At 43.1% G+C, this 20289-nt stretch carries 20 protein-coding genes, 1 pseudogene and 1 riboswitch; of the genes and pseudogenes, 13 read left to right on the top strand and 8 right to left on the bottom strand.

Annotated elements, in window-relative coordinates:
* The 3 genes and pseudogenes from JL57_RS02570 to JL57_RS02560 all read left to right on the top strand — a co-directional run.
* Nucleotides 1-251 (top strand): annotated as a pseudogene (locus tag JL57_RS02570) (hypothetical protein); the annotation flags it as partial.
* 199 nt (nt 252-450) lie between these two features.
* Entirely contained in the window at nt 451-1347 is an 897-nt protein-coding gene (locus tag JL57_RS02565; RefSeq protein WP_034140494.1) for a DMT family transporter, read from the top strand.
* 379 nt (nt 1348-1726) lie between these two features.
* Nucleotides 1727-2986 (top strand): ammonium transporter, encoded by a 1260-nt coding sequence (locus JL57_RS02560; protein ID WP_034140493.1) that lies wholly within the window; start codon nt 1727-1729, stop codon nt 2984-2986.
* On the opposite strand, the gene JL57_RS02555 is transcribed toward JL57_RS02560, so the two are convergent.
* The 3 genes from JL57_RS02555 to JL57_RS02550 form a co-directional block, all read right to left on the bottom strand.
* Nucleotides 2983-3321, bottom strand: coding sequence for a P-II family nitrogen regulator (locus JL57_RS02555; protein WP_034140492.1), 339 nt, complete (start codon nt 3319-3321; stop codon nt 2983-2985). The two genes, JL57_RS02560 and JL57_RS02555, sit on opposite strands and share 4 nt — an antisense overlap.
* Before the next feature lie 220 nt (nt 3322-3541).
* Nucleotides 3542-3673, bottom strand: coding sequence for a hypothetical protein (locus JL57_RS33320; RefSeq protein WP_291299611.1), 132 nt, complete (start codon nt 3671-3673; stop codon nt 3542-3544).
* Nucleotides 3674-3741: 68 nt separating this feature from the next.
* The gene (locus JL57_RS02550) at nt 3742-4302 is read right to left on the bottom strand and encodes a peroxiredoxin (protein ID WP_291299610.1); all 561 of its coding nucleotides are present in this window, start codon (nt 4300-4302) and stop codon (nt 3742-3744) included.
* Nucleotides 4303-4628: 326 nt separating this feature from the next.
* A riboswitch (SAM riboswitch) is annotated at nt 4629-4755 on the top strand.
* 127 nt (nt 4756-4882) lie between these two features.
* Here JL57_RS02550 and JL57_RS02540 point away from each other — a divergent pair.
* The 6 genes from JL57_RS02540 to JL57_RS02515 all read left to right on the top strand — a co-directional run bounded on the left by JL57_RS02540 (nt 4883) and on the right by JL57_RS02515 (nt 9482).
* On the top strand, nt 4883-6079 hold the full coding sequence (locus JL57_RS02540; RefSeq protein WP_034140489.1) for a homocysteine biosynthesis protein: 1197 nt from the start codon (nt 4883-4885) through the stop codon (nt 6077-6079).
* Nucleotides 6080-6084: 5 nt separating this feature from the next.
* Nucleotides 6085-6486 (top strand): NIL domain-containing protein, encoded by a 402-nt coding sequence (locus tag JL57_RS02535; protein ID WP_034140499.1) that lies wholly within the window; start codon nt 6085-6087, stop codon nt 6484-6486.
* Nucleotides 6487-7233 (top strand): UPF0280 family protein, encoded by a 747-nt coding sequence (locus JL57_RS02530; protein WP_034140488.1) that lies wholly within the window; start codon nt 6487-6489, stop codon nt 7231-7233.
* Nucleotides 7234-7690: 457 nt separating this feature from the next.
* The gene (locus JL57_RS02525) at nt 7691-7939 is read left to right on the top strand and encodes a hypothetical protein (RefSeq protein ID WP_034140487.1); all 249 of its coding nucleotides are present in this window, start codon (nt 7691-7693) and stop codon (nt 7937-7939) included.
* Nucleotides 7940-8010: 71 nt separating this feature from the next.
* Nucleotides 8011-9027: a DUF6385 domain-containing protein gene (locus JL57_RS02520; RefSeq protein ID WP_034140486.1), complete on the top strand. Its 1017-nt coding sequence runs from the start codon at nt 8011-8013 to the stop codon at nt 9025-9027.
* A 143-nt stretch (nt 9028-9170) separates the two neighbouring features.
* Entirely contained in the window at nt 9171-9482 is a 312-nt protein-coding gene (locus JL57_RS02515; RefSeq protein ID WP_034140485.1) for a hypothetical protein, read from the top strand.
* Nucleotides 9483-9645: 163 nt separating this feature from the next.
* On the opposite strand, the gene JL57_RS02510 is transcribed toward JL57_RS02515, so the two are convergent.
* The 4 genes from JL57_RS02510 to JL57_RS02495 are packed head-to-tail and all read right to left on the bottom strand — an operon-like array spanning nt 9646 to nt 16328.
* Complete coding sequence (locus tag JL57_RS02510; protein ID WP_034140484.1) at nt 9646-11205, bottom strand: glycosyltransferase; 1560 nt, start codon at nt 11203-11205, stop codon at nt 9646-9648.
* Nucleotides 11202-12605, bottom strand: coding sequence for a glycosyltransferase (locus JL57_RS02505; RefSeq protein ID WP_034140483.1), 1404 nt, complete (start codon nt 12603-12605; stop codon nt 11202-11204). Before JL57_RS02505 ends, JL57_RS02510 begins: the two co-directional genes overlap by 4 nt.
* Nucleotides 12602-14356, bottom strand: a complete 1755-nt coding sequence (locus JL57_RS02500; RefSeq protein WP_034140482.1) for a glycosyltransferase family 2 protein — start codon at nt 14354-14356, stop codon at nt 12602-12604. Before JL57_RS02500 ends, JL57_RS02505 begins: the two co-directional genes overlap by 4 nt.
* The gene (locus JL57_RS02495) at nt 14340-16328 is read right to left on the bottom strand and encodes a TPR domain-containing glycosyltransferase (RefSeq protein ID WP_034140481.1); all 1989 of its coding nucleotides are present in this window, start codon (nt 16326-16328) and stop codon (nt 14340-14342) included. The genes JL57_RS02500 and JL57_RS02495 overlap by 17 nt, the downstream gene beginning before the upstream one ends.
* A gap of 141 nt (nt 16329-16469) precedes the next feature.
* On the opposite strand from JL57_RS02495, the gene JL57_RS02490 reads away from it, so the two are divergent.
* Nucleotides 16470-17447: a DUF6385 domain-containing protein gene (locus JL57_RS02490; RefSeq protein ID WP_034140480.1), complete on the top strand. Its 978-nt coding sequence runs from the start codon at nt 16470-16472 to the stop codon at nt 17445-17447.
* Nucleotides 17448-17666: 219 nt separating this feature from the next.
* Here the strand turns inward: JL57_RS02490 and JL57_RS02485 are convergent, their stop codons facing one another.
* Nucleotides 17667-18455, bottom strand: a complete 789-nt coding sequence (locus tag JL57_RS02485; RefSeq protein WP_034140479.1) for an FkbM family methyltransferase — start codon at nt 18453-18455, stop codon at nt 17667-17669.
* A 266-nt stretch (nt 18456-18721) separates the two neighbouring features.
* Between JL57_RS02485 and JL57_RS02480 the strand changes: the two genes are divergently transcribed.
* The 3 genes from JL57_RS02480 (at nt 18722) to gvpJ (ending at nt 20228) form a co-directional block, all read left to right on the top strand.
* The gene (locus JL57_RS02480) at nt 18722-18949 is read left to right on the top strand and encodes a hypothetical protein (RefSeq protein ID WP_034140478.1); all 228 of its coding nucleotides are present in this window, start codon (nt 18722-18724) and stop codon (nt 18947-18949) included.
* A 374-nt stretch (nt 18950-19323) separates the two neighbouring features.
* Nucleotides 19324-19773, top strand: a complete 450-nt coding sequence (locus tag JL57_RS02475) for a hypothetical protein (RefSeq protein WP_034140477.1) — start codon at nt 19324-19326, stop codon at nt 19771-19773.
* A 248-nt stretch (nt 19774-20021) separates the two neighbouring features.
* A complete protein-coding gene (gene gvpJ, locus JL57_RS02470) occupies nt 20022-20228 on the top strand; it encodes a gas vesicle protein GvpJ (RefSeq protein ID WP_034140498.1) in 207 nt (68 codons plus the stop codon).
* The last annotated feature ends 61 nt before the right edge of the window (nt 20229-20289 follow it).

Below are 20289 nucleotides of genomic sequence, written 5' to 3'. Positions count from 1 at the left end.
TTAAGAGCCAACTTATTGACCGTCTGATGAAGGATACATGTGAATTATGTGGATCAAGTGGAAATATTGAAATGCACCACGTCAAGAAGCTAAAAGACCTAGAGAAAAACGGTAGGAAAGAAAAACCGGAATGGATGAAACGAATGATGGCTATGAGAAGAAAAACACTCGCAGTCTGTCTCGAATGCCACACCAAAATCCACTCAGGTAAATATGACGGTAAGAGATTTATAAACGCTAATGTCGGCTGACAGTTAATCACTGGCGAGCGGAGTGCACAGGAAACTTGCACGCTCCGTTCTGAGAGGGGCATCTGGAAAAGTACTATTTTAGGATAGCAACTCGTTGGGTGCCTACTCTACGCACGTACGGTTCCGTCGAGGAGCATGGGCGGTAACGCCTGTGTTTACTCAAGAGAAATGTTTAGACATAGAATAGAGGAAGAAGAGCATGTTTCAATCACATATTGGAGAAATAGCTGCCCTAGCTACGGCAGTCTGTTGGACTATTACTGCAGTTGCTTTTGAGTCCGCAGGGAAAAAAGTTGGTTCACTTTCCGTTAATCTCATTAGGCTTGTCATAGCCTTATTCTTGATCTCAGGGTTCAATTTGTTTACTCGGGGGATGATTCTACCTTTCGATGCTTCAGCTTCTACTTGGATCTGGTTAACTTTTTCTGGACTAATAGGCTTTGTGATCGGAGACTTATTTTTATTTCAAGCGTTTGTGCAAGTGGGTTCCCGGATATCAATGTTGATTATGGCTTCAGTACCACCAATTACTACTATAGCCGGTTTCTTGATAATGGGGGAAAGAATCTCGTTATTAGGTCTAACCGGTATGCTGATTACTATTGCAGGAATTTCCCTCGTGATTCTCACCAAAAGTTCAACGGACAAAAAAGTAAAGTTTTCTCATCCAATCAAGGGATTAGTCTATGCTTTCATTGGTGCACTAGGGCAAGCCTTCGGACTAGTTCTTAGTAAATTTGGTATGGGATCATATAACCCCGTTGCTGCCACTCAAATAAGGATAATTGCGGGGATTATCGGCTTCACTCTCGTCATTACAGTTTCGAAGAACTGGGAAAACGTCTATAATGCATTAAGAGATTCAAAGGCGATGAAAAATATCTCAATAGGATCCCTTTTTGGGCCATTCATAGGAGTTTCGCTTTCATTGGTAGCGGTTCAGTATGCCCCGACGGGGATTGTCTCTACGATCATGTCCATTACTCCGATTCTAATAATTCCAGTATCGATTTTTATTCTTAAAGAAAAGGTATTTCCAAAGGAAATTTTCGGAGCCTTTATAACTCTTGTAGGAGTTTCGCTTTTATTCCTGTAAAAGATAAACAGGCAACCCCCTAATCGCCCAAAGAAGAAAAGAAAAGTACTCATTTTGCCCATAGCCTAGCAAGCTGGTTCTTACGGGACTACATCTCTTGTATAATGTATTTCGCCAAAAAGTCCTAGACACATTTCGTTAGGGCTACTATAATAAAAGCATACTTGCAAGACTGAGAGAGCAAAGAAGCTCTAAGGGGCGTTTTAGAACGCTTTTTAGAGCTTCTTTTTTATGTAATTTAGTTGGTATATAGTTTAGGTTAGTATTCAGGGCAACTGTGCTTCCGCTGGTCATCCAAGATGGTGAGAAAAGACCGCCGAAGCTAAGGCCTAAGGCATGTATGTCCGGACAAATTTCTTTATACGAGGAGGTAAGTTTGATGCCAATAAATACTGGAGATGTGTCTTTCGTAGTTATCTGTACTATACTAGTCTTTCTGATGACCCCTGGATTGGCATTATTCTACGGAGGTATGGTCAGAAAACGTAATGTGCTTTCTATCATGATGCAAAGCTACGCCGCCATAGGATTGGTCACAGTTATTTGGGTCTTATTTGGATACTCTTTAGCCTTCGGACCAGATCAGGGTCATTTAATAGGAAATCTAGATTGGGTAGGTCTAAAAGGTGTTGGGCTTTCGCCTAACCCTGATTATGCTCCTACAATCCCCCATTTGTTGTTCTTCTTGTTCCAACTGATGTTCGCGATCATTACACCAGCGCTAATCAGCGGAGCAACTGCTGAAAGACTACGTTTTACTGCCTTTATATTATTTATACTTTTTTGGAGTATCTTTGTTTATATCCCACTGGCCCATTGGGTCTGGGGAGTGGGTGGCTGGATGCGCAATCTCGGTGTCTTGGATTTCGCCGGTGGCACAGTCGTAGAAATGGCTTCAGGAGTGTCGGGATTGGTGGCAGCCTTTGTCGTAGGCAAGCGAATCACAGTGGGTTATGAATGGAACATTCCCCATCATATGCCCAACGTCCTTTTTGGCGGCGGATTGTTATGGTTTGGTTGGTTCGGATTTAACGCAGGGGGGGCAATGGGGGCAAATGGCGTGGCAATTCTAGCGCTTGCAACAACCCAAATAGCCGGAGCTGCCGGAATGATAGGGTGGGCACTAATTGAATGGCTCCATCGTCGCCAGATCACAGCTTTCGGTGCTGTGAGCGGCATCATTTCGGCACTTGTGGCAATCACACCTGCAGCAGGATATGTCTCAACCGGTAGTTCACTCCTGATTGGCTTTATTGCTGGAGGAGTGTGTTATTTAGGAGTAAGTATACTTAAGGCCAAACTGGGCTATGATGATGCCTTAGATGTCTTCGGAATACATGGAATCGGAGGGACTTGGGGTACTATTGCTACCGGGATTTTTGCAGATCTAAGTCTTAATCCACAAGGGAAAAACGGGTTAATTAATGGCGGAGGAATGGAACCGGTCTTTATTCAATTAATTGCAGTGGCGGTAACCTATTTATTTACTGGTATCATGACGTTTCTCATCTTAAAGGGAATAGCTATATTCACCCCGCTTAAGGCTACGGATGACGAACAAGCGAACGGTTTAGATTTAACTCAGCATAGGGAAAAGGCCTATCCCGATTTCGAACTTAGTGAGAATGTATTTATTTAAAGAGCATTTTCACCGTGTTCGCCCGTTCGGATACGGATCGCCTCTAAGATGTCATAGACAAAAATTTTGCCGTCTCCAAATTCTCCAGTTTTTGATGCCTCCGCAATGGCGGCGATAACTTTCTCTGCTTTTTCCGTGGGAACGACCACTTCAAGTTTTATCTTCGGCAAAAGCCTAGTTTCGATTTCTTGACCACGGTAAATTTGAGTGTACCCTTTTTGTTTTCCGAATCCCATAACATTAGAGACGGTCATCCCTTGCACATTGATGTTCGATAACGCAATTTTAACGTCATTTAATTTCTCAGGTCTAATAATCGCTTCGATCTTTTTCATAATGTCACCCTTTAATCTTAAAATTTAATCCTAAATAAGCTACAATCCCATACAGTATATCAGAAGTTTTCTTTGGATAATATGCCTTAAAATGAAAAGCCGGGCTTAAGCCCGGCTTTGAGGAGTCTTTTTCTTGAAAGGGGAATTTTTCCCTCGGTCTGGTTTACCTGTTTGCGCTTTGTCGGTCGCTTTATTTGACATCAAGATGCCTCCTTTGTGATTAGCTTGGATTATAAGTTGTTTGTCCATCCCGGCCATAATCTGTACGTCCGTCCTGATCGGCTTGGTGGCTGCTATTAGGTAGCTCTTCGCGTTTAGGAAATGGTTTTTTACTTGGTTTGGGCTGATCCATAGTATTTCTCCTTAAAGTTGGAATACATTTAGGATACCCTAGGAATGGATAATTATGTTGAGATTGCATTAGATTTTCCCAACGAATTTAAAATCCCTTAGGATGCCAGTCATTCCAGGTTGCCAGTAAGCGGGCACCCCTAGACCAGTCGCTTCTTCATAGATCAGACCCTGAATTACTCGAATAATCTCAGCGATGTTACGACCAACTTCAGGTGGATAGAGGCTGACATACTTAACCTTTCGATCTGGAGCAATGATAAAAGTTGCTCGGAAGGCAATTCCCAATTCTGCTCTAAGTACTCCATATTGATGCGTTATGAAATGGGAACGGTCGGATAATAACGGATATTGTATGGTACGTGCGGAGGGAGATATTTCTGCGAAGATTTTATGAGAATAGACGCTGTCGGTGCTAATCGCTAAAACTTGAACACCAAGATTCCTGAATGTCTCCTGCCGGGCAGCCACGGCTGCCAATTCAGTCGGTCAGACAAAGGTAAAATCACCAGCATAGAAGAATAAGAGCACCCATTGATTTTGGAAATCATTAAGACGGATGGTCACTTTGTTGCCACCATCATAGGCCTCGGCTTCAAAATCCGGCGCAAGCTGGGTTGGAATAATCATTTTTATAACCTCCCCCTGAAGATACATTCCGTTTACTTTTATGTAAGCCCAGGGTACTTTGACACCTTCTAGAGACTAAACTATAGGATCATCATTTTTGATATCTGTTACATTTGAAGCGTCTTTGAGGACGAAAAAAGGGATCCCCTTAGAACTTGGGAGATCCATATAAGAGGACTAACTACATGAAAAAAACGGAAATGAACCTAACATCTCCGGCATGTTTTTGACCAAAATTTGAGATTGTCTGTTTATATATTCAGAGATTATATTGACAGGACATAAGACAAATGTTAGACTCAGCGTAATGAATTGAATAAACTATGCTCTTATCCGGAGTGGTGGAGGGACTAGCCCGATGAAACCCGGCAACCAGCTTGACACGCTATGATTTCATGGCATGCACAAAGCATGGTGCTAATTCTTGCAGGAGATTCTTCTGACAGATAAGAGGAGCGTCGAAATTTAAAAATTGGCCTCTTCTGTTTGCAGAAGAGGTCTTTTAGCACTATCAAACAGTAAAAAATTCTGGAGGAATAAGAAGCGCCTAAGTGTAACAAATCTGGAGGTGGGGACGTTCATGAGTGTTGAAAAGACATATGCTGAGATTAATGCCAAGATTAAAACTGGCAAAGCAGTCGTGGTAACTGCAGAAGAACTTATAGCCCTGGTAGAGGAAAAGGGTCTCTCTCAAGCTGCCCAAGAAGTCGATGTGGTAACGACAGGTACCTTTGCGCCCATGTGTTCTTCAGGTGCCTTTTTGAGTTTCGGACATACAAAACCCCGCATGAAAATGCAGAAAGTATGGCTGAACGGTGTATCGGCGTATACTGGCGTAGCGGCTGTTGACGCCTATATCGGCGCCACGGAGATGCCGGATAATGACCCATTAAACAGCAACTATCCGGGTGAATTTAAGTATGGCGGAGGTCATGTCATTCATGATTTAGTGGCACGCAAATCTGTCAAATTGAAAGCGTTAGCCTATGGCACAGACTGTTATCCACGCCAAAATCTTGAAACCACTATTACGCTAGATGAGATAAATGAGGCGATCCTTTTTAATCCGCGTAATGCCTATCAGAATTACAACTGTGCGGTAAACCTGACCGATCGGACGATTTATACCTATATGGGCATGATTAAACCTCATTTGGGGAACGCCAATTATTCAACTTCAGGACAACTGAGCCCGCTCTTAAAGGACCCTCATTTTAAGACGATCGGGGTAGGTACAAAAATATTTCTTGGCGGCGGAGTTGGATATGTCGCTTGGAACGGTACACAACATTTCCCGTCCATGATTAATGTAGAAGACCAGGAACTAGGTAGTGCAGGGGGAACACTCGCCGTCACCGGGGATCTGAAACAAATGAGCCCTAGATGGCTTGTCGGTACCAGTTACCTTGGGTATGGAGCAACCCTCAGTGTTGGAATAGGGGTTCCCATTCCGATTCTTAATGAAGATATCGCTCGGTATGCTGCTAAGAAAGATGAAGAACTGTTTGCCCCAATTGTGGACTATGGGGAAGCATATCCCTCATTTACACCGGGTAATCTGGGGTATGTTAGTTATGCAGACCTAAAGAGTGGAAAGATCCAGGTGAATGGCAAAGAGATCACTACTGCTCCATTGTCAAGTATGCCGCGGGCCCGTGAAATCGCCTCAACTTTAAAAGGGTGGATTCAAAAAGGCGAATTTCTCCTGACAGAACCGGTTAAAGCGCTTCCCTCACCCGCTGACGGCTTTATCGCTCACAGTATTAAGGAGGATTGATGAAAGTGTCGCCAAAGAGAATAGTTTTACGTTTTGGAACAGACATTTCGGTAAAGCCCATAGTCTATCGTCTGGTTAAAGATTATGACTTAGTGGTCAATATAGTTAAAGCGGACGTCAACCCGCAAAAAGAAGGAACTATGATCCTAGAGGTTACCGGGGACCAAAGTGAAGAAGGACTTAGCTATTTACGAGATCTGGGAGTTTCAGTTCAGAACCTTAACCAAGAAATTGTACGAAATGAAGAAAAGTGTGTGATGTGCGGGGTGTGCACTGGCATTTGCCCGACCGGTGCCTTATATATGGAGCGTCCCTCTATGGAAGTCTTCTTTGATGGGGACCAATGTGTTTTTTGTCAACTATGTACAAAAGTCTGCCCTATGAAGGCAATGGAGGTCCGTCTATAATTGGATTTCGTAGAACGCAGTTATCGGCAGCGTCATCGCCAGGAGGATCTGGTCCATTTTCAAGTGACTGTGGGGGAAACAGACCTAGATATTGGGGTGCGGAAAGAACGGCTTACAAAAGACTTGCTGGAATGGGTAGAGGAGACGATTCGGGCCTGTCGTAGACCGCTTGAGGATTATATCCAGAGAGACCCCGGCTTTGTGGAGGCTTTAGCACCTTATACGATATTGCCAAATGCCCCCTTAATTGTCCAGACTATGGCGGAAGTCGGTCGTCTTGCAGGTGTGGGGCCAATGGCGGCGGTCGCCGGAGCCGTGGCCGAGTTAGTGGGGAAATCGATTGCCAAGCGTTCCCGGGACGTCATTGTAGAAAATGGCGGCGACATCTTCTTGCGTACGAGTCGCATTCGCAAGGTTGGGATATTTGCAGGGGATTCGCCGTTGTCGAATCGAGTGGCGATTGAGATTCGACCGGAACAAACCCCCCTAGGAATTTGTACATCATCGGGTAAAGTGGGGCATTCTTTGAGCTTTGGCAAAGCGGATGCCGTTGTCGTGATCTCTCCTTCAGTCCCCTTGGCAGATGCGGTAGCAACAGCTACTGGGAATCTTATTAAAACGTCAGACGATTTAGAAAGAGCCCTAGAATTTGCCGCAGAGATCAAAGGAGTTACGGGTGTAGTAGTTATTAAAGACGATCGCCTAGCAGTATGGGGAAGCGTAAAGTTAATCCCTATGAATGCTTAAGGTAAGTAACGATATCATAAATTGAAGGTACTGGTTTCTAATAGGAAGAGATTGGCCAAGTGGGGCTAATCCCTTCCTGTTTTGTTTATTAATAATATTTAACTAAGACAAAGAAAAAAACCTCCCCGTCGGGAGGTTTAAAGTTTTTGCGCTAATGTCTTTAGGTTCTTTTTATATAATTGGTACAACCTCAATTTAGCATGAATTAGGAGAGGAATCAATGCCCATTTCTTGGATATAAGTTCGATGAGGCCAACCGCACCCTTTTCCGGGAAGGCAATCGAATTAACATCCTGTACTATCCGAAAATAGGTTTGTGAAGTTCCCCATTTACTAGAGAATTGAGCATGAGTTAGTTTTTTGCACTTTAGGTTTAGTTTATTGTGCTATTTCCCTGGGTTTAACGATAGGATAAGTTGAAAGTGCTTTGTGAATCGTCCCATAGTGGAGGGCTAAAATGAGAAGAAATTTGAAAGGGATGTTTAATACAGTCTATAACGGAGATTTTCAGAAAATTAGTAAGGAACAACTTCAGTTTCCTGAGGCGTGGCTTCAAATTGGAGGAAATCATGAAACGAGATGGAGTTTTAGACCCCAGTCCACGGAGACCTTTTTAGAAATCAGCAATACGACTTCAAGCAGAGCAGGTATCATTCAATCACAGGAAGCTTCCACATTAAGAATTTGGGTTCAGGCTCAAAATTAAGTTCTTATACATAAAATATTAAACAAATTTAAAATTTATTTTGATTTAAAAGCGTTAAAGGTGGGGCGGAAATGACTGAAACAAATCAAGTCTATAATAGTCATTTCCTGTTATGGCAAGAAAATCATCCGGATTTCCCGGACGGATGGGTTCAAGCGGGCGGAGATTCGGCGACAAAGTGGGAGTGGACTGGCTTGCCAGATGGTCCAAGGGCTATTAAGATTGTTCATCCGTCGGGGCCAAGAGCGGGCATTATGCTAGAAAATAATGTTGTGATATCTGCGGGCGAAGGCCAACGCTGGGAAATAAAAGTCGTTCTAGAGACTGAGCCAGCTGGGATTATTTGCTATATTCGAGTATATCTCGGTGCGGTGAGTCAATTACTATTCTCTGTGCGACCTAGCTCCGAGCCGGAAGAATATTCCCGAGTTTTTTCCACACCAACAGGAGTAACTGGACTACGAGTTGAGGTTGGAATTCTCGGGGAGGGAATGGTTACAGTTCACGAGATTCAAGGCTGGAGGCTGTATCCTAAGCGAGCATTACGGCTTGATGAGAAAGGGCAACTATATGTCCGTCACATCGATTCCATCGGGGTTATTCAAACACCTGTCCCGGTAAGACTAATTAGCCCAATTCCCATACCTGTCGATGTGAGAACCCCTATTAAAACAGACTTGCGGGATTTGACACCGTCTCGTGACGGCATCAAAATCTACGCGAGTAATGGAAATCCCATTGAGTCAACCCTGGAGGGTTCAGTTCAAATTAAGATGTCCGGAAGAAGGTATGTTCAAAGTGCAGAAACGGTAACTGCCTCTAACGTTTTCGTTTCGACCATACCAAAGGATGTATCTGAGCTAAGCGTTTATTCTTATGCAGTCCATAATACTGGAACAAAGGGAGCAATTGTGCAACTACAAATCAGTCCAGATGGAGTTATCTGGACTGCGGATGATTTGGAATGCGAGATATTGTCGGGGGCACTTGCCGTTTTTACCCCGAATCGTTTTCTGCGGTATGTACGATTAATTCACCGTTCTGAATTCACTAATCCTCTCAGGATTTGGTTTCAGGCTCAAGTATAAGAAAAAATTATATATGATGTTAGTAAACCCATTTCCCCTCGGGGGACAAAATGGGTGAAGGAAATCCGAACGAACGTGATAAGTTATCCTCGAATATAATAGACTAACGAACGAAAATCAAGATTTAAGAGGAGAAGGTGGCTTTGGACGGAATTGCTTTAGTCGTTTTCTTGGCCGTTGTGGTAGAGAAAGTCGTTGAAATTTTCAAAGACATTGTTTATGCTATTCCAATTTTTCCAGATAAATTCAGGCCCCTTACTTTAGAAGTGTTGAGTTTAGCATGTGGTTTACTCCTTGCTTTCCAGAGTGGAATTAATGCATTGGAGCTATTAGATGTTAAGATCATAAATCCGATGATAGGTATTGGGATCACAGGGCTTGTGATCGGAAAAGGGTCAAACTTTGCTCATGATTTTTTCCATAGTTTTAGTAAGAACAAGAAAAGTTTAATGTAGGTGAGTGGGACGAATACCAAGCCATTCGAAGATTTTAGTTTTGTTCATTCGAAATTTCTCCTTAAAAATAAGAAGCTTATAACGATGGGAACCAGAGGTGTATTCTGATATATAGAGTATAACAGTGCTACAAAAGGTTACGAAATATTGGGGGGATTTTAAATCATTTTTCCCATACGATAAGATTAGGGCTGGGATCCAAGATCGAGCGATATTGTTCCAAATTACCGTAAGTACCGTTGGGATCGAGTGTTTGATAACGGTAATATTTCGCTAAGCGGTCTTGAGGTCTGACCCAGCCAAGATGTTTGATTCGCAGAGGGCTAGTGCCTCCGCGCAAATTTATAATATTTTTAGGAAACCTTCCACAATGTTGGGGGGTTTCTTGCCATTGGGCCTGGAAGTTGGGAATATTGCGTACGATAAAGGGTCGATACCATCTGTGGGCTTGCCAAAGTGGATCGTCCCGGTATTGGGTTTCCGTCCACAAGTCAAAAAGACGAAAGCTCAGGTAATCGACCTTAGTAGAGTGGGATAATAACTCTCGCAGTTGTTTTGGAGCATCCTCTTCGAATAGTTCATCCGCGTCCAAGATGATAATCCATTCTGGATTGGTCCTTACGGCCATTTCCCAGAGTTGTCGCCGAAGGAGGATTTCGTTATGGAACAGGGGTTCTTTGTTTGAAAGAAGGGTCAAGGGAATTCCCTGCAAGATCTCTTGGCATAGCTCGACTGAATTGTCTTCACTGGCATCGTCTAAGATAATAGCATGGTCAATGTACTCCGTGGTCTGTTTTAAGACCCTTTTTAGATGGCGACCGGATTCATTGCGAACTAACATTGCCAGTGTGATTTTCCCTGGGATTACAGTCTGAAGAGCGCATAAGTTATCATGAACTTGAGTTTTGCCAGCGTCTGAAGTCTTGGTGTAAGTCAGGCCTTTTTTATAGTCCGTTAATTTATCAAGTTCGGACTCTCGGTAGATGTGAAAAGGAGGGTAATGTGTATCAGCATATAGTTCAAGTCCTAAGGCTGCAGCTCGAATACAGAAGTGGCGATCTTCGCCGGTGAGCCCTAAGTTATAGATTTCTTGGAAAGAGACTCCTCGTTCCAGGGCCCGACGACTAATAAGGGTACAAGCTCCTAACCCTCCGACTTTATAAGTGCCTGGACGGGAGAGCATCTGAAGAAATTCCAGATTTTTTTGGCTGATTTCCTTGTCACTGAGCGGCTCCCCTCTTCTCGATTTGTACAGAGAATATTGATCTTCCATCCATACTTGGGGAAGGGGAATGAGCTCAGGTTTCCACCGTGTCCAAAAGACTTCTGAGACAATGTCCTTTTTCAGAGAAAGCAGATGGGTTAAGGTTTTAGGATTTAGGTAGAGATCAGAGTCGACGAGAAAAAGGTAATCGTATCCTTCCTCAAGGGCAATTTTAATAAAATAATCCTTATAGCGAGCCACTTTCCAGATTAAATCCTCCCGCCAATAGTGGGTTGACTCATCACGGAGATAATCTTCCTTCGTATCACCCGGTAAAATCCGGACATTCGGTCGTTGGAGGGCAAAGTGGCTGAGCAGAGTATGGTCATTATGGTCATCCATCAAAATAAAATCAAGCGTTACTTGACTGGTCTCTAAATGCAGGAGTGACTCCAAAAATTCAAAGAGGATGCGTTCCTGTTGTTTAACGGGGCTGGCTAGGAGAACACGATGGTTCATTCTATATGCTCCTTTCCTTGGAACCCGATAGTTACCTTAGAATCCATGAAAATGTGACAGAAGATGAGAAGGGCATCTTGTATAGTACTCTCAACTTGATTTTTTAGATTAAAATAAGTGGACCCCATGTCGTTTTCTTCGATGATCACACTACAAAAATGTATTTCTTTAAGTGCGAGCGTCACTAACTTATGAGCGTATTCATAAAGCAGAGCTTGACTGGATTCGGGGCTTGAAAGTTGGTTCGCAGCAAGGTTAGGGCAACCTGTTACCTGCCTAGAATACTTCCAGAGGTAATCGAGCAGATCATCGATCGGGTAGCCTTTCTGAATCAGGCTGAGTAATTGTTGCCAAGGATAAGAGGAGGTAGGGGACGATTCGAGAGCACAAATATAAGCCTCGTACGCCTGTTGTAAATTCCCAGAAGAGTGATGGACATCCCCTAAGAGACAACTCACTTGGTAAGAGGTTGCAAGCTTAATGGTTCCGATACTTAGAGATTGTTCTAAATCCTCTGTTGCTTGGGGGTAGTTCCCTTGCCGGAAGTTAGCGGTACCTCGGAGAAAAAGGAAATCCGCGTGATCGGGGTACATTCTTAAGGCTTTACTTAGAAAGTCACTTAATGGAGTGATTTCTTCAAGACGTAGATAGCCAAGTGCCATATTGAGGAGAACATCTTCAAAATACCCCTCGTGACCCGACATGTGCACTAAGGCCTTGGAAAGCTGATTCAGTCCCTTAGAGATTGAATCTTGTTGATAATACTCCAGCCCAAGGCAGTAGAGGAGGAAGGGATTGTTCGGATTCTGCTGGAGTTCCTTCTTGATGATCTCGCTATTTCGAGTAAATTTCTCTTTTGTTTGCAGGCGATCTTTGAGGTAACCAAAGTGATGAATCGTGAGAGGTGCTGAGGCTAACCCGTTGCCGTTATTGGTTCTAAGAATCGAAGGGGTTACTTGTTCATGAATGGCTCCCTCAAATCGATAAATTGGTTTATTTCGAAATAATCGCACAACCTGATCGCTTGATTCAATTTGACTTGAATCAAGGATATTTCTGATCTGAAGAAAATATCCTTCAATCTGATCATTGGTTAAGAGTGCGGAGAAGGTCTCGGGGTCGATCGATTCAAGAACTTCGTCTGCATCTAGGACTAAGATCCAATCCGACGTGGCTTGTTGGAGGGCGAAGTTTCTGGCGACAGAGAAGTCATTCGTCCAAGTGGCGTGAAATAGTTTTGCCCCCGCGGCGAGAGCCAATTGGGGAGTTCTATCCGTACTTCCCGTGTCAACAATGATTAGTTCATCCGTTAAACCTTGGACGCTTTGGAGTACTGACAGAAGACAGTCTTCTTCATCTTGGACGATCATACATAAGCTTACGGTCTTTTGAGTTTTCATTTACTTATCCCACAATTTCCAAACTTAGCGACAAGGAGATTTTTAAGGTCCAGTAATCGTTGGTCGTAGTCATCGATAAGTTGATGGAAACCCTTTTCGGTGAATTTAATTAGGGATTCGAGGCCCAGGCTGTAAGTGGCAACGAGGGGATTATGATAGCTCTCATGAGAGCGATAACGCTTACAGTCAGCCAACAGTTCAAGAGTAGGGTTGAGAATATCTGTTTCTTGTACTTTAAGCGAAGGTGTGGGAAGTTTGTTATTTTGCATAAATCGAAGAATATACAGAAAAATATGCGCCTCACACCGGGTTGAGGGATGTTTCCAGAACGAGATCGCTAAGGATCGAGCGCTTTGAAAATCACCGAGCAGAATTAGCGCCACTATCGAAAGTTTTTGACCGTCTTTGTAAAAAGAGTGATCCACAGTCATTTGGTGCAAGCGGTTAAATCCTTCGTGTACTCTGCCGGAATAGATGCAATATTTGCTGTAGTAAAAAGGGAACCGTTCATCCTTTAGAAAAAGGTTTTTACGTTTTTCCAGACAGAGATAGGCTTGTTCCACATTTTCGACAAGGAAAAACAAATCCGCAGACGTGAGGCAAAGAAGGGGGTCATTAAGAAATCCGCTATCCTCAAGGTGCTGATAACTAAGAGAGGAGCCTTTTTCACGAAGCAGGATTAAAAAGAGGGAGTAAAGAGGGTAAGGATAGCTGGGGTTGAGCTTAAGAGCTGTTTCATAGGCCTCTCTGGCTTCTGGAATTTTTCCGATCTGTTCGTAGCAAAAACCCAAGTGATAGTAAGCTAGGAAACTTTCTGAACCGGTCAGATGGTTGAACAAAGCTGGGGGATTACCGCAAGTAATGGCATGGTCAAGCCACTTTAGGGCAATAGGGTATTCTTCCTTTTCCTCGAAGAGAAGGCCCCCTAGATAAAAGATGTCTGTAAAGGATGGGTAGTCAAGGCTTGCTTCAAGACAAAGGGAGAGGGCTTCATCGAGACGGCCCAACGCTCTGAAGGATAAGATAAGGTACTTTAGAGCAGGTGCTCGAAAAAGTAAGTTTTCGTCGGATAGGCTGAAGTAGGCTTTTTGCAAGAACGGGAGTGCATAAGCCGGTTTACCAAGCATGAGCCACTCGACCCCCAGGTAATAATGTAAAAAGGGGTTATGAGGGTCTTCTTGAGAAGCTTTTTTCAGCAGGTTAAGGTTACGGATTCTCTTTTGATGCCGTATCTTGAGGGGCAACGATTTATGCTTTAGGATAGGGCCCTTGGCAAGGCCGACTTTTTGTTGGTCTGGAAGGGAGACCTGTTCATGAATCATACCGACATACTGATAGCCCCCATTGTTTCGGAACAACCGGAGAACATAAAATGTATTATATTCGCCGGTTGAATCTGAGACGGGATTAAGAAGAGGGAGCAAAAAAGCTTCTTTGTCTTTTTCCCTGTCTAGCAGGGCATGAAGGCTCTTCGGACCTTGAAACTGGATTTCTTCATCGGCATCCAGAGCTAAGATCCAATCCCCTGAAGCATGCTCTATGGCAAAGTTTCGGGCGGCGCTAAAATCGTTGTTCCAAGGAAAGGAGTAGACATTGGGAGTATAACGCCGGGCAATGCTGATGGTATCATCGGTAGACCCTGTATCGACGATAACGATTTCATCGACTTCACTCTTAACGCTTTCTAGGCAATCCGCTAAATAAACGGATTCATTTCTTACGATCATAGTGAGGCTAATCCGCTCGTTCATGGCTGGACGAGACCTCCTCCGATAACTTCTTGAAAACGTAGTTTTCCGGGTATTTTGCTAAGGCTTCATTCAGGATGTTTCGCCGCCAAGCAGTATAGAGGTTGATGAGACGAATATAGTAGCGAGGAGTCTCTGGGTCGATATCCACGGCATGTTTATAATGGTTCTCTGCTTCAGTAAGCTGTCCTAGCTGGGAGTAGATTTCGGCAAGCTGAAAATGCGCTTCAGCCGATGGATTTGTTCTGATCAAGGTTTGTAAAAAGAGGATGGCTCTGCTTTCCTCGCTATAGGCTATAAATAGTTGGGCAATTTTCAGGTAATACTCGATCAAGCAATTTGGGTGCAGAGAATGTAAGAAGTACATTGCCCGATTAAATTCTCGCATTGCGATCAAACGTTGGACAATATCCAGTAAAAGTAACATCCCTTCCGGACCCAAAATTATTTGAGGAGAAGCAGCGTTTTTTCCTGAATAGGCTAGAAATAAGGAAATAACGTTTTCCGTATCTTGGGCTAATCCAAAGGCATGAAGTTCGTTCCAGAGGGTTCGGACTTTTTGGGATTTGTCCTGAATCCAGAAGTAGAATAGCCTATTGACCGTAGCAATCGGGTATTCAGGACTTTCCGGGGGGAAATCTTCAAGGAGCCTTAATGCTTCAAAGAATCGCCGTTCCTGAATGAGACAGATCGCTTTTCTCAATTTGATATCGGCTGAAACGGGGAACCCGTCCTCAGCTTGGTCCAAATACTTTAAGGCTAGACCGTAGGCTCCGTGACGAAAATAAATGTCCCCCATCAGTCGATTAGCTGCAGGTGTGCAGAAATCACAGACCTTTTCTAGGCATTCCATCGTATATTCAGGTTCTTTGGTTGGTTTGAGAATGCCAACCAGACTTTCTAGGGCGTGGGTAAAGTTGGGGTTGTCGCGAAGGCTATAGAGATAGTACTTGAGTGCTTCTTCCTCATCCATAAAAGATTCCGAGATTTGAGCAAGATAGTAATAGGACCGAAATCCCCTAATTCCGGCAAAGGACGCGTATTGAGGAGGTTGTTCGGGCATAGATAAGGCTTGGAGAAAGGCATTTCGTGCTTGAGAATAGTGTTTAAGGTCTAGCAGGATAAGACCTGTATAATAATATAAATCTGCATAATTGGGGAAGAACTTGAGTCCGAGTGTGGCAGAATGGAGGGCCTCCTGGAGCTGACCGGAAGAGTGTTGAGCCATCACAATATAGCGTAAGAGCTTGGGGAGGTAGATTGTGTTCGGATCAAGGTCATTCGCAGACTTGATGAGAACGGCGGCTGCTTCTGCATATCGTTCGGCCCGAAATAGCTCCACTCCATAATGGTATTGTAGTAATCGGTTGGTAGGATTTTGAGCTAGTTCCTTTTCAATCAAGGTCAGGTTTCTCAACTTCTTATCTTTCTCCCTGATTACTTCGTCTAAATAACCGTGATGGATAAGGATAAGACCCTCAGCAACCTGATAACGGGCTTGGGGATTTTTCTCTAAAATAACGTCGGCGATTTGTTCGTGAATCGCACCACGGAAGCGATACTCTTTTTTATTACGAAAGAGCCGAAAAACAAGATCGGGAACCGTTTCGATCCAACCCTCTTTTCCAAGGTGATTCATGATTTTGACAAAATAACCTTCAACCGTCTCATTTTCAACGAGGCGGCTTAAAATCTCCCGGCTTTCGGGAGATATCTCTTCATCAGCGTCTAAAAATAAAATCCAGTCCCCTTGAGCGAGAGCCAAGGAGGCGTTCCGGGCATCACTGAAATTATCGTTCCAAAGGAAATGATGAATGATAGCACCATACTGGCGAGCGATTTCACACGTAGAGTCAGTAGACCCAGTATCCACGATAATGATCTCATGGACAAGACCAGATACACTATTTAGGCATCGCCTCAGGATTTGACCTTCATTTTTTACGATCATGCACAAACTAACTTTTACCGCCATCGTTTGTTTGCCTCGCATCTCTTTTTCGTTTCATTAATATATGCATACTAAAACTGAAACTTTCCGTCGAGATAGAGAATATCATGTAGTATGTAATGGATAAATATGTATTGCATTAGGAAAGAAGGGATAAGTAAAGGTATGGCAAATTTTAAAATTTTTCAAGACAATCCTGATCAAGCAAAGGTCAAGATATTTGGAAGTAACAATGCAGCCTTAAACACGGATTCCTCGGGTAACCTGACAATTACGTCAACGGGTTTGGCAATCACCGCCCCGACGAATGGCTTGACGGTAACTGCACCGGCAGAAGGGTTAGCGATTACCCCTCCAACAGGTGGATTAGCAATCACCCCGCCGACTAACGGTTTAGCGATTACGTCAACTGGCTTGGCAATCACCGCCCCGACGAATGGATTGACGGTAACCGCACCAGCATCAGGGTTAGCAATTACCCCTCCAACGGGTGGCTTAGCAATAACCCCACCGACTAACGGTTTAGCGATTACGTCAACGGGTTTGGCAATCACTGCACCGACGAATGGCTTGATGGTAACCGCAGCGGCAGAAGGGCTTGCGATCACCCCTCCAACGGGTGGCTTAGCAATAACCCCACCGACTAACGGTTTAGCGATTACGTCAACGGGTTTGGCAATCACCGCCCCGACGAATGGCTTGACGGTAACTGCACCGGCATCCGGGCTAGCAATCACACCCCCAACAGGTGGTTTAGCGATAACTCCGCCGACCGGCGGTCTGCTTATCACATCCGCAGGACTTGCCATGATCAGTGCGACAACCGATGTTTCCGCTACTCGTGCAAATATCACAAATACGGCAGGAAGTGGAGATACGACCTATACCGTCTTAGGTGTCGAAACATGGACCTTTGGCGTAGTCAACGCCTCATTAGCTGCAAATGCCCAGGCGCTGGTAAAAATGCAGATCAGCCCGGATGGGACAAACTGGTTAGATGAGGCAGGCCCTGTTACGATTAACCAGAACTCATTGACTACTTTAGTTTCATCGATTTTTCTAAAGTATGCGCGAGTCTACTATAGTGCTGTGAATGCAGCGAGTGCGGTTACTCTGAATATTTTCTTCCAGGGAGAGTTGTAGTATAAAATAAAGGAGACCGGAAATTCCGGTCTCCTTTATTTTATACTAGCATGCAAGCTGAAAATCTCAGGTATGAATGAGAAAGGAAGGAAAATTGTAGGAAAATTATTATCTTCCAGAGAGAATTGATGTAGAGTACTACAAAGGGATCACAGAGCCTATACTCAGTGATCCCTTTGTAGTACTCACTTTAGATACTTAGAATTAATAGGCCTTATGTTATAGTTCCATTAACACATTTGGATAACTTCGATCAGCTAAATCGCCTATACTTAAAGAAACTGGTTCCCCCTGTGGGGAAAAAGAATGATATATTGCACCTTCGTTAGAATACATTTTTAACAATTTATAAAATGGCTCAGCGTCTTGTTGCAACATCTCCCAGTTGTACTCGAATATAATCTTTTTAATTCGACCCTTACGAAGAAGATTCTCCATTCCCAAGAAACACTGATATTCTCCGCCTTCTATATCGATCTTAATTAAATCCACTCTTTCTACAGTGTTCAGATAAATATCAAGGGGTTCTGCGTTTACTTGAATTTCAATGAAACTATCCCCTGGATAGTTCTTGGTATAGGTTTCATTGTGCTTATTAATGGAGGAGTTTCCATTGAATTTTCTTGACATATGGAAGGGTAAGACTGTTCTAGTCGAATAAACTGCCTTATTGATCACTTGGACATGATCAAACAGATAGTTAAGGGAGACGTTGTCTTGTAGTATAGAGAAAATCTGAGGATTTGCCTCATAAGCAATAACTTTTCCGGATAATCCAACTAAATAACCGAGTAAGACTGTGTAGTAACCAATATTAGCGCCAATATCCATCACAACGGAGGACTCTTTCACATGATTAATGAGATACCGGGAAAGGGGTGGCTCGATCAACCCAGTTTGTATAAGTTCGGGCATTAGGCTTAAATCCTCCGATGGAAGAATTAATTTTCCTCCGCCCCAAGCTGGAAAAACAAGCATTTTCTGGTTCCCAATATAGGTTCCGTGCAAAGAATATCCCTTCCTTTTCATAATAATTGTATCATTCCACACTATGGAATATATTCTTAACTTCCTCAATCATGTTAAAAATGACCTTCGTCATCCTAGTTAAGGAAAAGACCGCTGAAATTATGCGTAACACGTAATAATTTATTACGCACTAATCTAAAACTTTTTATAGATAGAGTGAATATTATGCTAGGGGAAGCTAGAATTTCTGATTGGACGATAGGGAAATAAACGTTATGACCTCGGAATAAGGGGAGTGATTGAGTATGGCACAATCCCGATGCATAAAATGTGGAGGTAGTAAATTTGAGGTTGTCCACGCCAATAATTTAGAAGGAACGACGCGAGCAGTGCTCTTCGTACAGTGTGCAGACTGCGGAACAGTTGTAGGGGTACTTGATTTTCTGAATGTTAGTGTAAAAGCAGAGCGCGTAAAAAATGATCTGAGAATAATGGCTGAAAAATTATTGGATCGAATAAAAGATACCAAGTAAAGGAGGCTGACCTACATTGCCCCCTTTACTTGGTATCTCCAAATTCCATGCTAATTTAGGGTACCTTGAAGAATGAAGATGAGCATTCTTATATACTCACTTAGGTAGCAAATTTTAAGTTTAACAATATGATAATAGGAGACTTTTACTGGCGGAGCTTATCCGAAGGCTAAACTCTGCGTCCACTTCTTCAGAGGAAGAAAAGTGGCACTAAGCCCCTGGATAGGTTCAACTAAACTCCAGATGGAGTAAGGTTACTATTTCCGATGGCTAATCATGAAGTCTTAGGTTGGGCACATTGGAAATTTACTCCTTAGTCCCTTGATAACTTCATCTGAAGTAAGTATCTTATATGAAAGTGAGGTAAGGTAGAGGTGTCTGGTATTATTACTGTTAGTTTCTGTGGTGTTCTGTTATTTGTTTTACTTATTATTCTCATGAAAGTACGCACAGGATTTAACGAGATCGATGAAAAGTATGGTAAACCTTATAAGGCAAAACTAATTAAAATGATCGGTGGTCATCCAGAATTAAAAAGAGGGTCGATGGCAATTTCTTTTCATCCTAAGGATGCAATAGCCTTCAATCGGAAAGTTTTTCTATTCTCCCAGATCAGTTCTATCAAGATTACATCTCAGTTGCCTGAAAAATTCAACCATGGTAGAAAGATAGCTATGGATTCTGAGATAGAAGAACAATATCTTTGCATTGAGGTTAAGGATGAACATGGTGAGCATGAAGTTGTCTTTACCGCAAAATCAGATTTTAAGGAAGTTGCAAATAAGTTGATACAGAAATGGAATAAGTATAACCTTCTAAGCTAGTTAGATATTCGACTCTTTGTTGGGTCCGTTTGACCAAGGTAAGGATTTATATCAAATTTTGGATTTTGTAACAGGGGGTATCTGTGACACATAATCTGTAAGGAAAATGGAAAGGGAGAATTAATTGCAGAAAAGCTCGCACACCTTCCTTGAAGATGACATAAATTGGGAGTAGGGGAGGGGTGGAAAGTCTCGGTTCGCGATATTCCCCAAAATTTCTTCTAAAAATAGAAAGGCAGGTAAACAGAATGAAAAAGGACATTGATTCTTCAAGCCTAGCAGAAGTAGTGGATCGTATTTTAGACAAAGGTATCGTTATTGATGCATATGTAAGGGTTTCTCTTGTTGGTATCGAACTGCTTGCGATCGATGCTCGTGTGGTCATTGCGAGTGTTAACACATGGCTGAGATATGCCGCAGCAGTTGGCTTAACAGAACTCCATCACGATTTCTAAATTGGGAGATTTGTTAGGGAGGGGGAGAAACTCCCTCCCATTTATTTATTATGAAAGGAGA

It is taken from the genome of Desulfosporosinus sp. BICA1-9, from assembly GCF_000802135.1.
The sequence above is the reverse complement of the archived record's forward strand: the minus strand, read 5'-3'. Positions and strand labels throughout refer to the sequence as shown.

What these genes read in the sequence shown, in the direction of transcription:
- JL57_RS33320 (WP_291299611.1), bottom strand. Translation starts at nt 3,673, where the DNA reads ATGGATCAGCCCAAACCAAGTAAAAAACCATTTCCTAAACGCGAAGAG.
- JL57_RS02565 (WP_034140494.1), top strand. Translation starts at nt 451, where the DNA reads ATGTTTCAATCACATATTGGAGAAATAGCTGCCCTAGCTACGGCAGTC.
- JL57_RS02555 (WP_034140492.1), bottom strand. Translation starts at nt 3,321, where the DNA reads ATGAAAAAGATCGAAGCGATTATTAGACCTGAGAAATTAAATGACGTT.
- JL57_RS02525 (WP_034140487.1), top strand. Translation starts at nt 7,691, where the DNA reads ATGAGAAGAAATTTGAAAGGGATGTTTAATACAGTCTATAACGGAGAT.
- JL57_RS02560 (WP_034140493.1), top strand. Translation starts at nt 1,727, where the DNA reads ATGCCAATAAATACTGGAGATGTGTCTTTCGTAGTTATCTGTACTATA.
- JL57_RS02490 (WP_034140480.1), top strand. Translation starts at nt 16,470, where the DNA reads ATGGCAAATTTTAAAATTTTTCAAGACAATCCTGATCAAGCAAAGGTC.
- JL57_RS02500 (WP_034140482.1), bottom strand. Translation starts at nt 14,356, where the DNA reads ATGAACGAGCGGATTAGCCTCACTATGATCGTAAGAAATGAATCCGTT.
- JL57_RS02480 (WP_034140478.1), top strand. Translation starts at nt 18,722, where the DNA reads ATGGCACAATCCCGATGCATAAAATGTGGAGGTAGTAAATTTGAGGTT.
- JL57_RS02495 (WP_034140481.1), bottom strand. Translation starts at nt 16,328, where the DNA reads ATGGCGGTAAAAGTTAGTTTGTGCATGATCGTAAAAAATGAAGGTCAA.
- JL57_RS02505 (WP_034140483.1), bottom strand. Translation starts at nt 12,605, where the DNA reads ATGAAAACTCAAAAGACCGTAAGCTTATGTATGATCGTCCAAGATGAA.
- JL57_RS02520 (WP_034140486.1), top strand. Translation starts at nt 8,011, where the DNA reads ATGACTGAAACAAATCAAGTCTATAATAGTCATTTCCTGTTATGGCAA.
- JL57_RS02540 (WP_034140489.1), top strand. Translation starts at nt 4,883, where the DNA reads ATGAGTGTTGAAAAGACATATGCTGAGATTAATGCCAAGATTAAAACT.
- JL57_RS02510 (WP_034140484.1), bottom strand. Translation starts at nt 11,205, where the DNA reads ATGAACCATCGTGTTCTCCTAGCCAGCCCCGTTAAACAACAGGAACGC.
- gvpJ (WP_034140498.1), top strand. Translation starts at nt 20,022, where the DNA reads ATGAAAAAGGACATTGATTCTTCAAGCCTAGCAGAAGTAGTGGATCGT.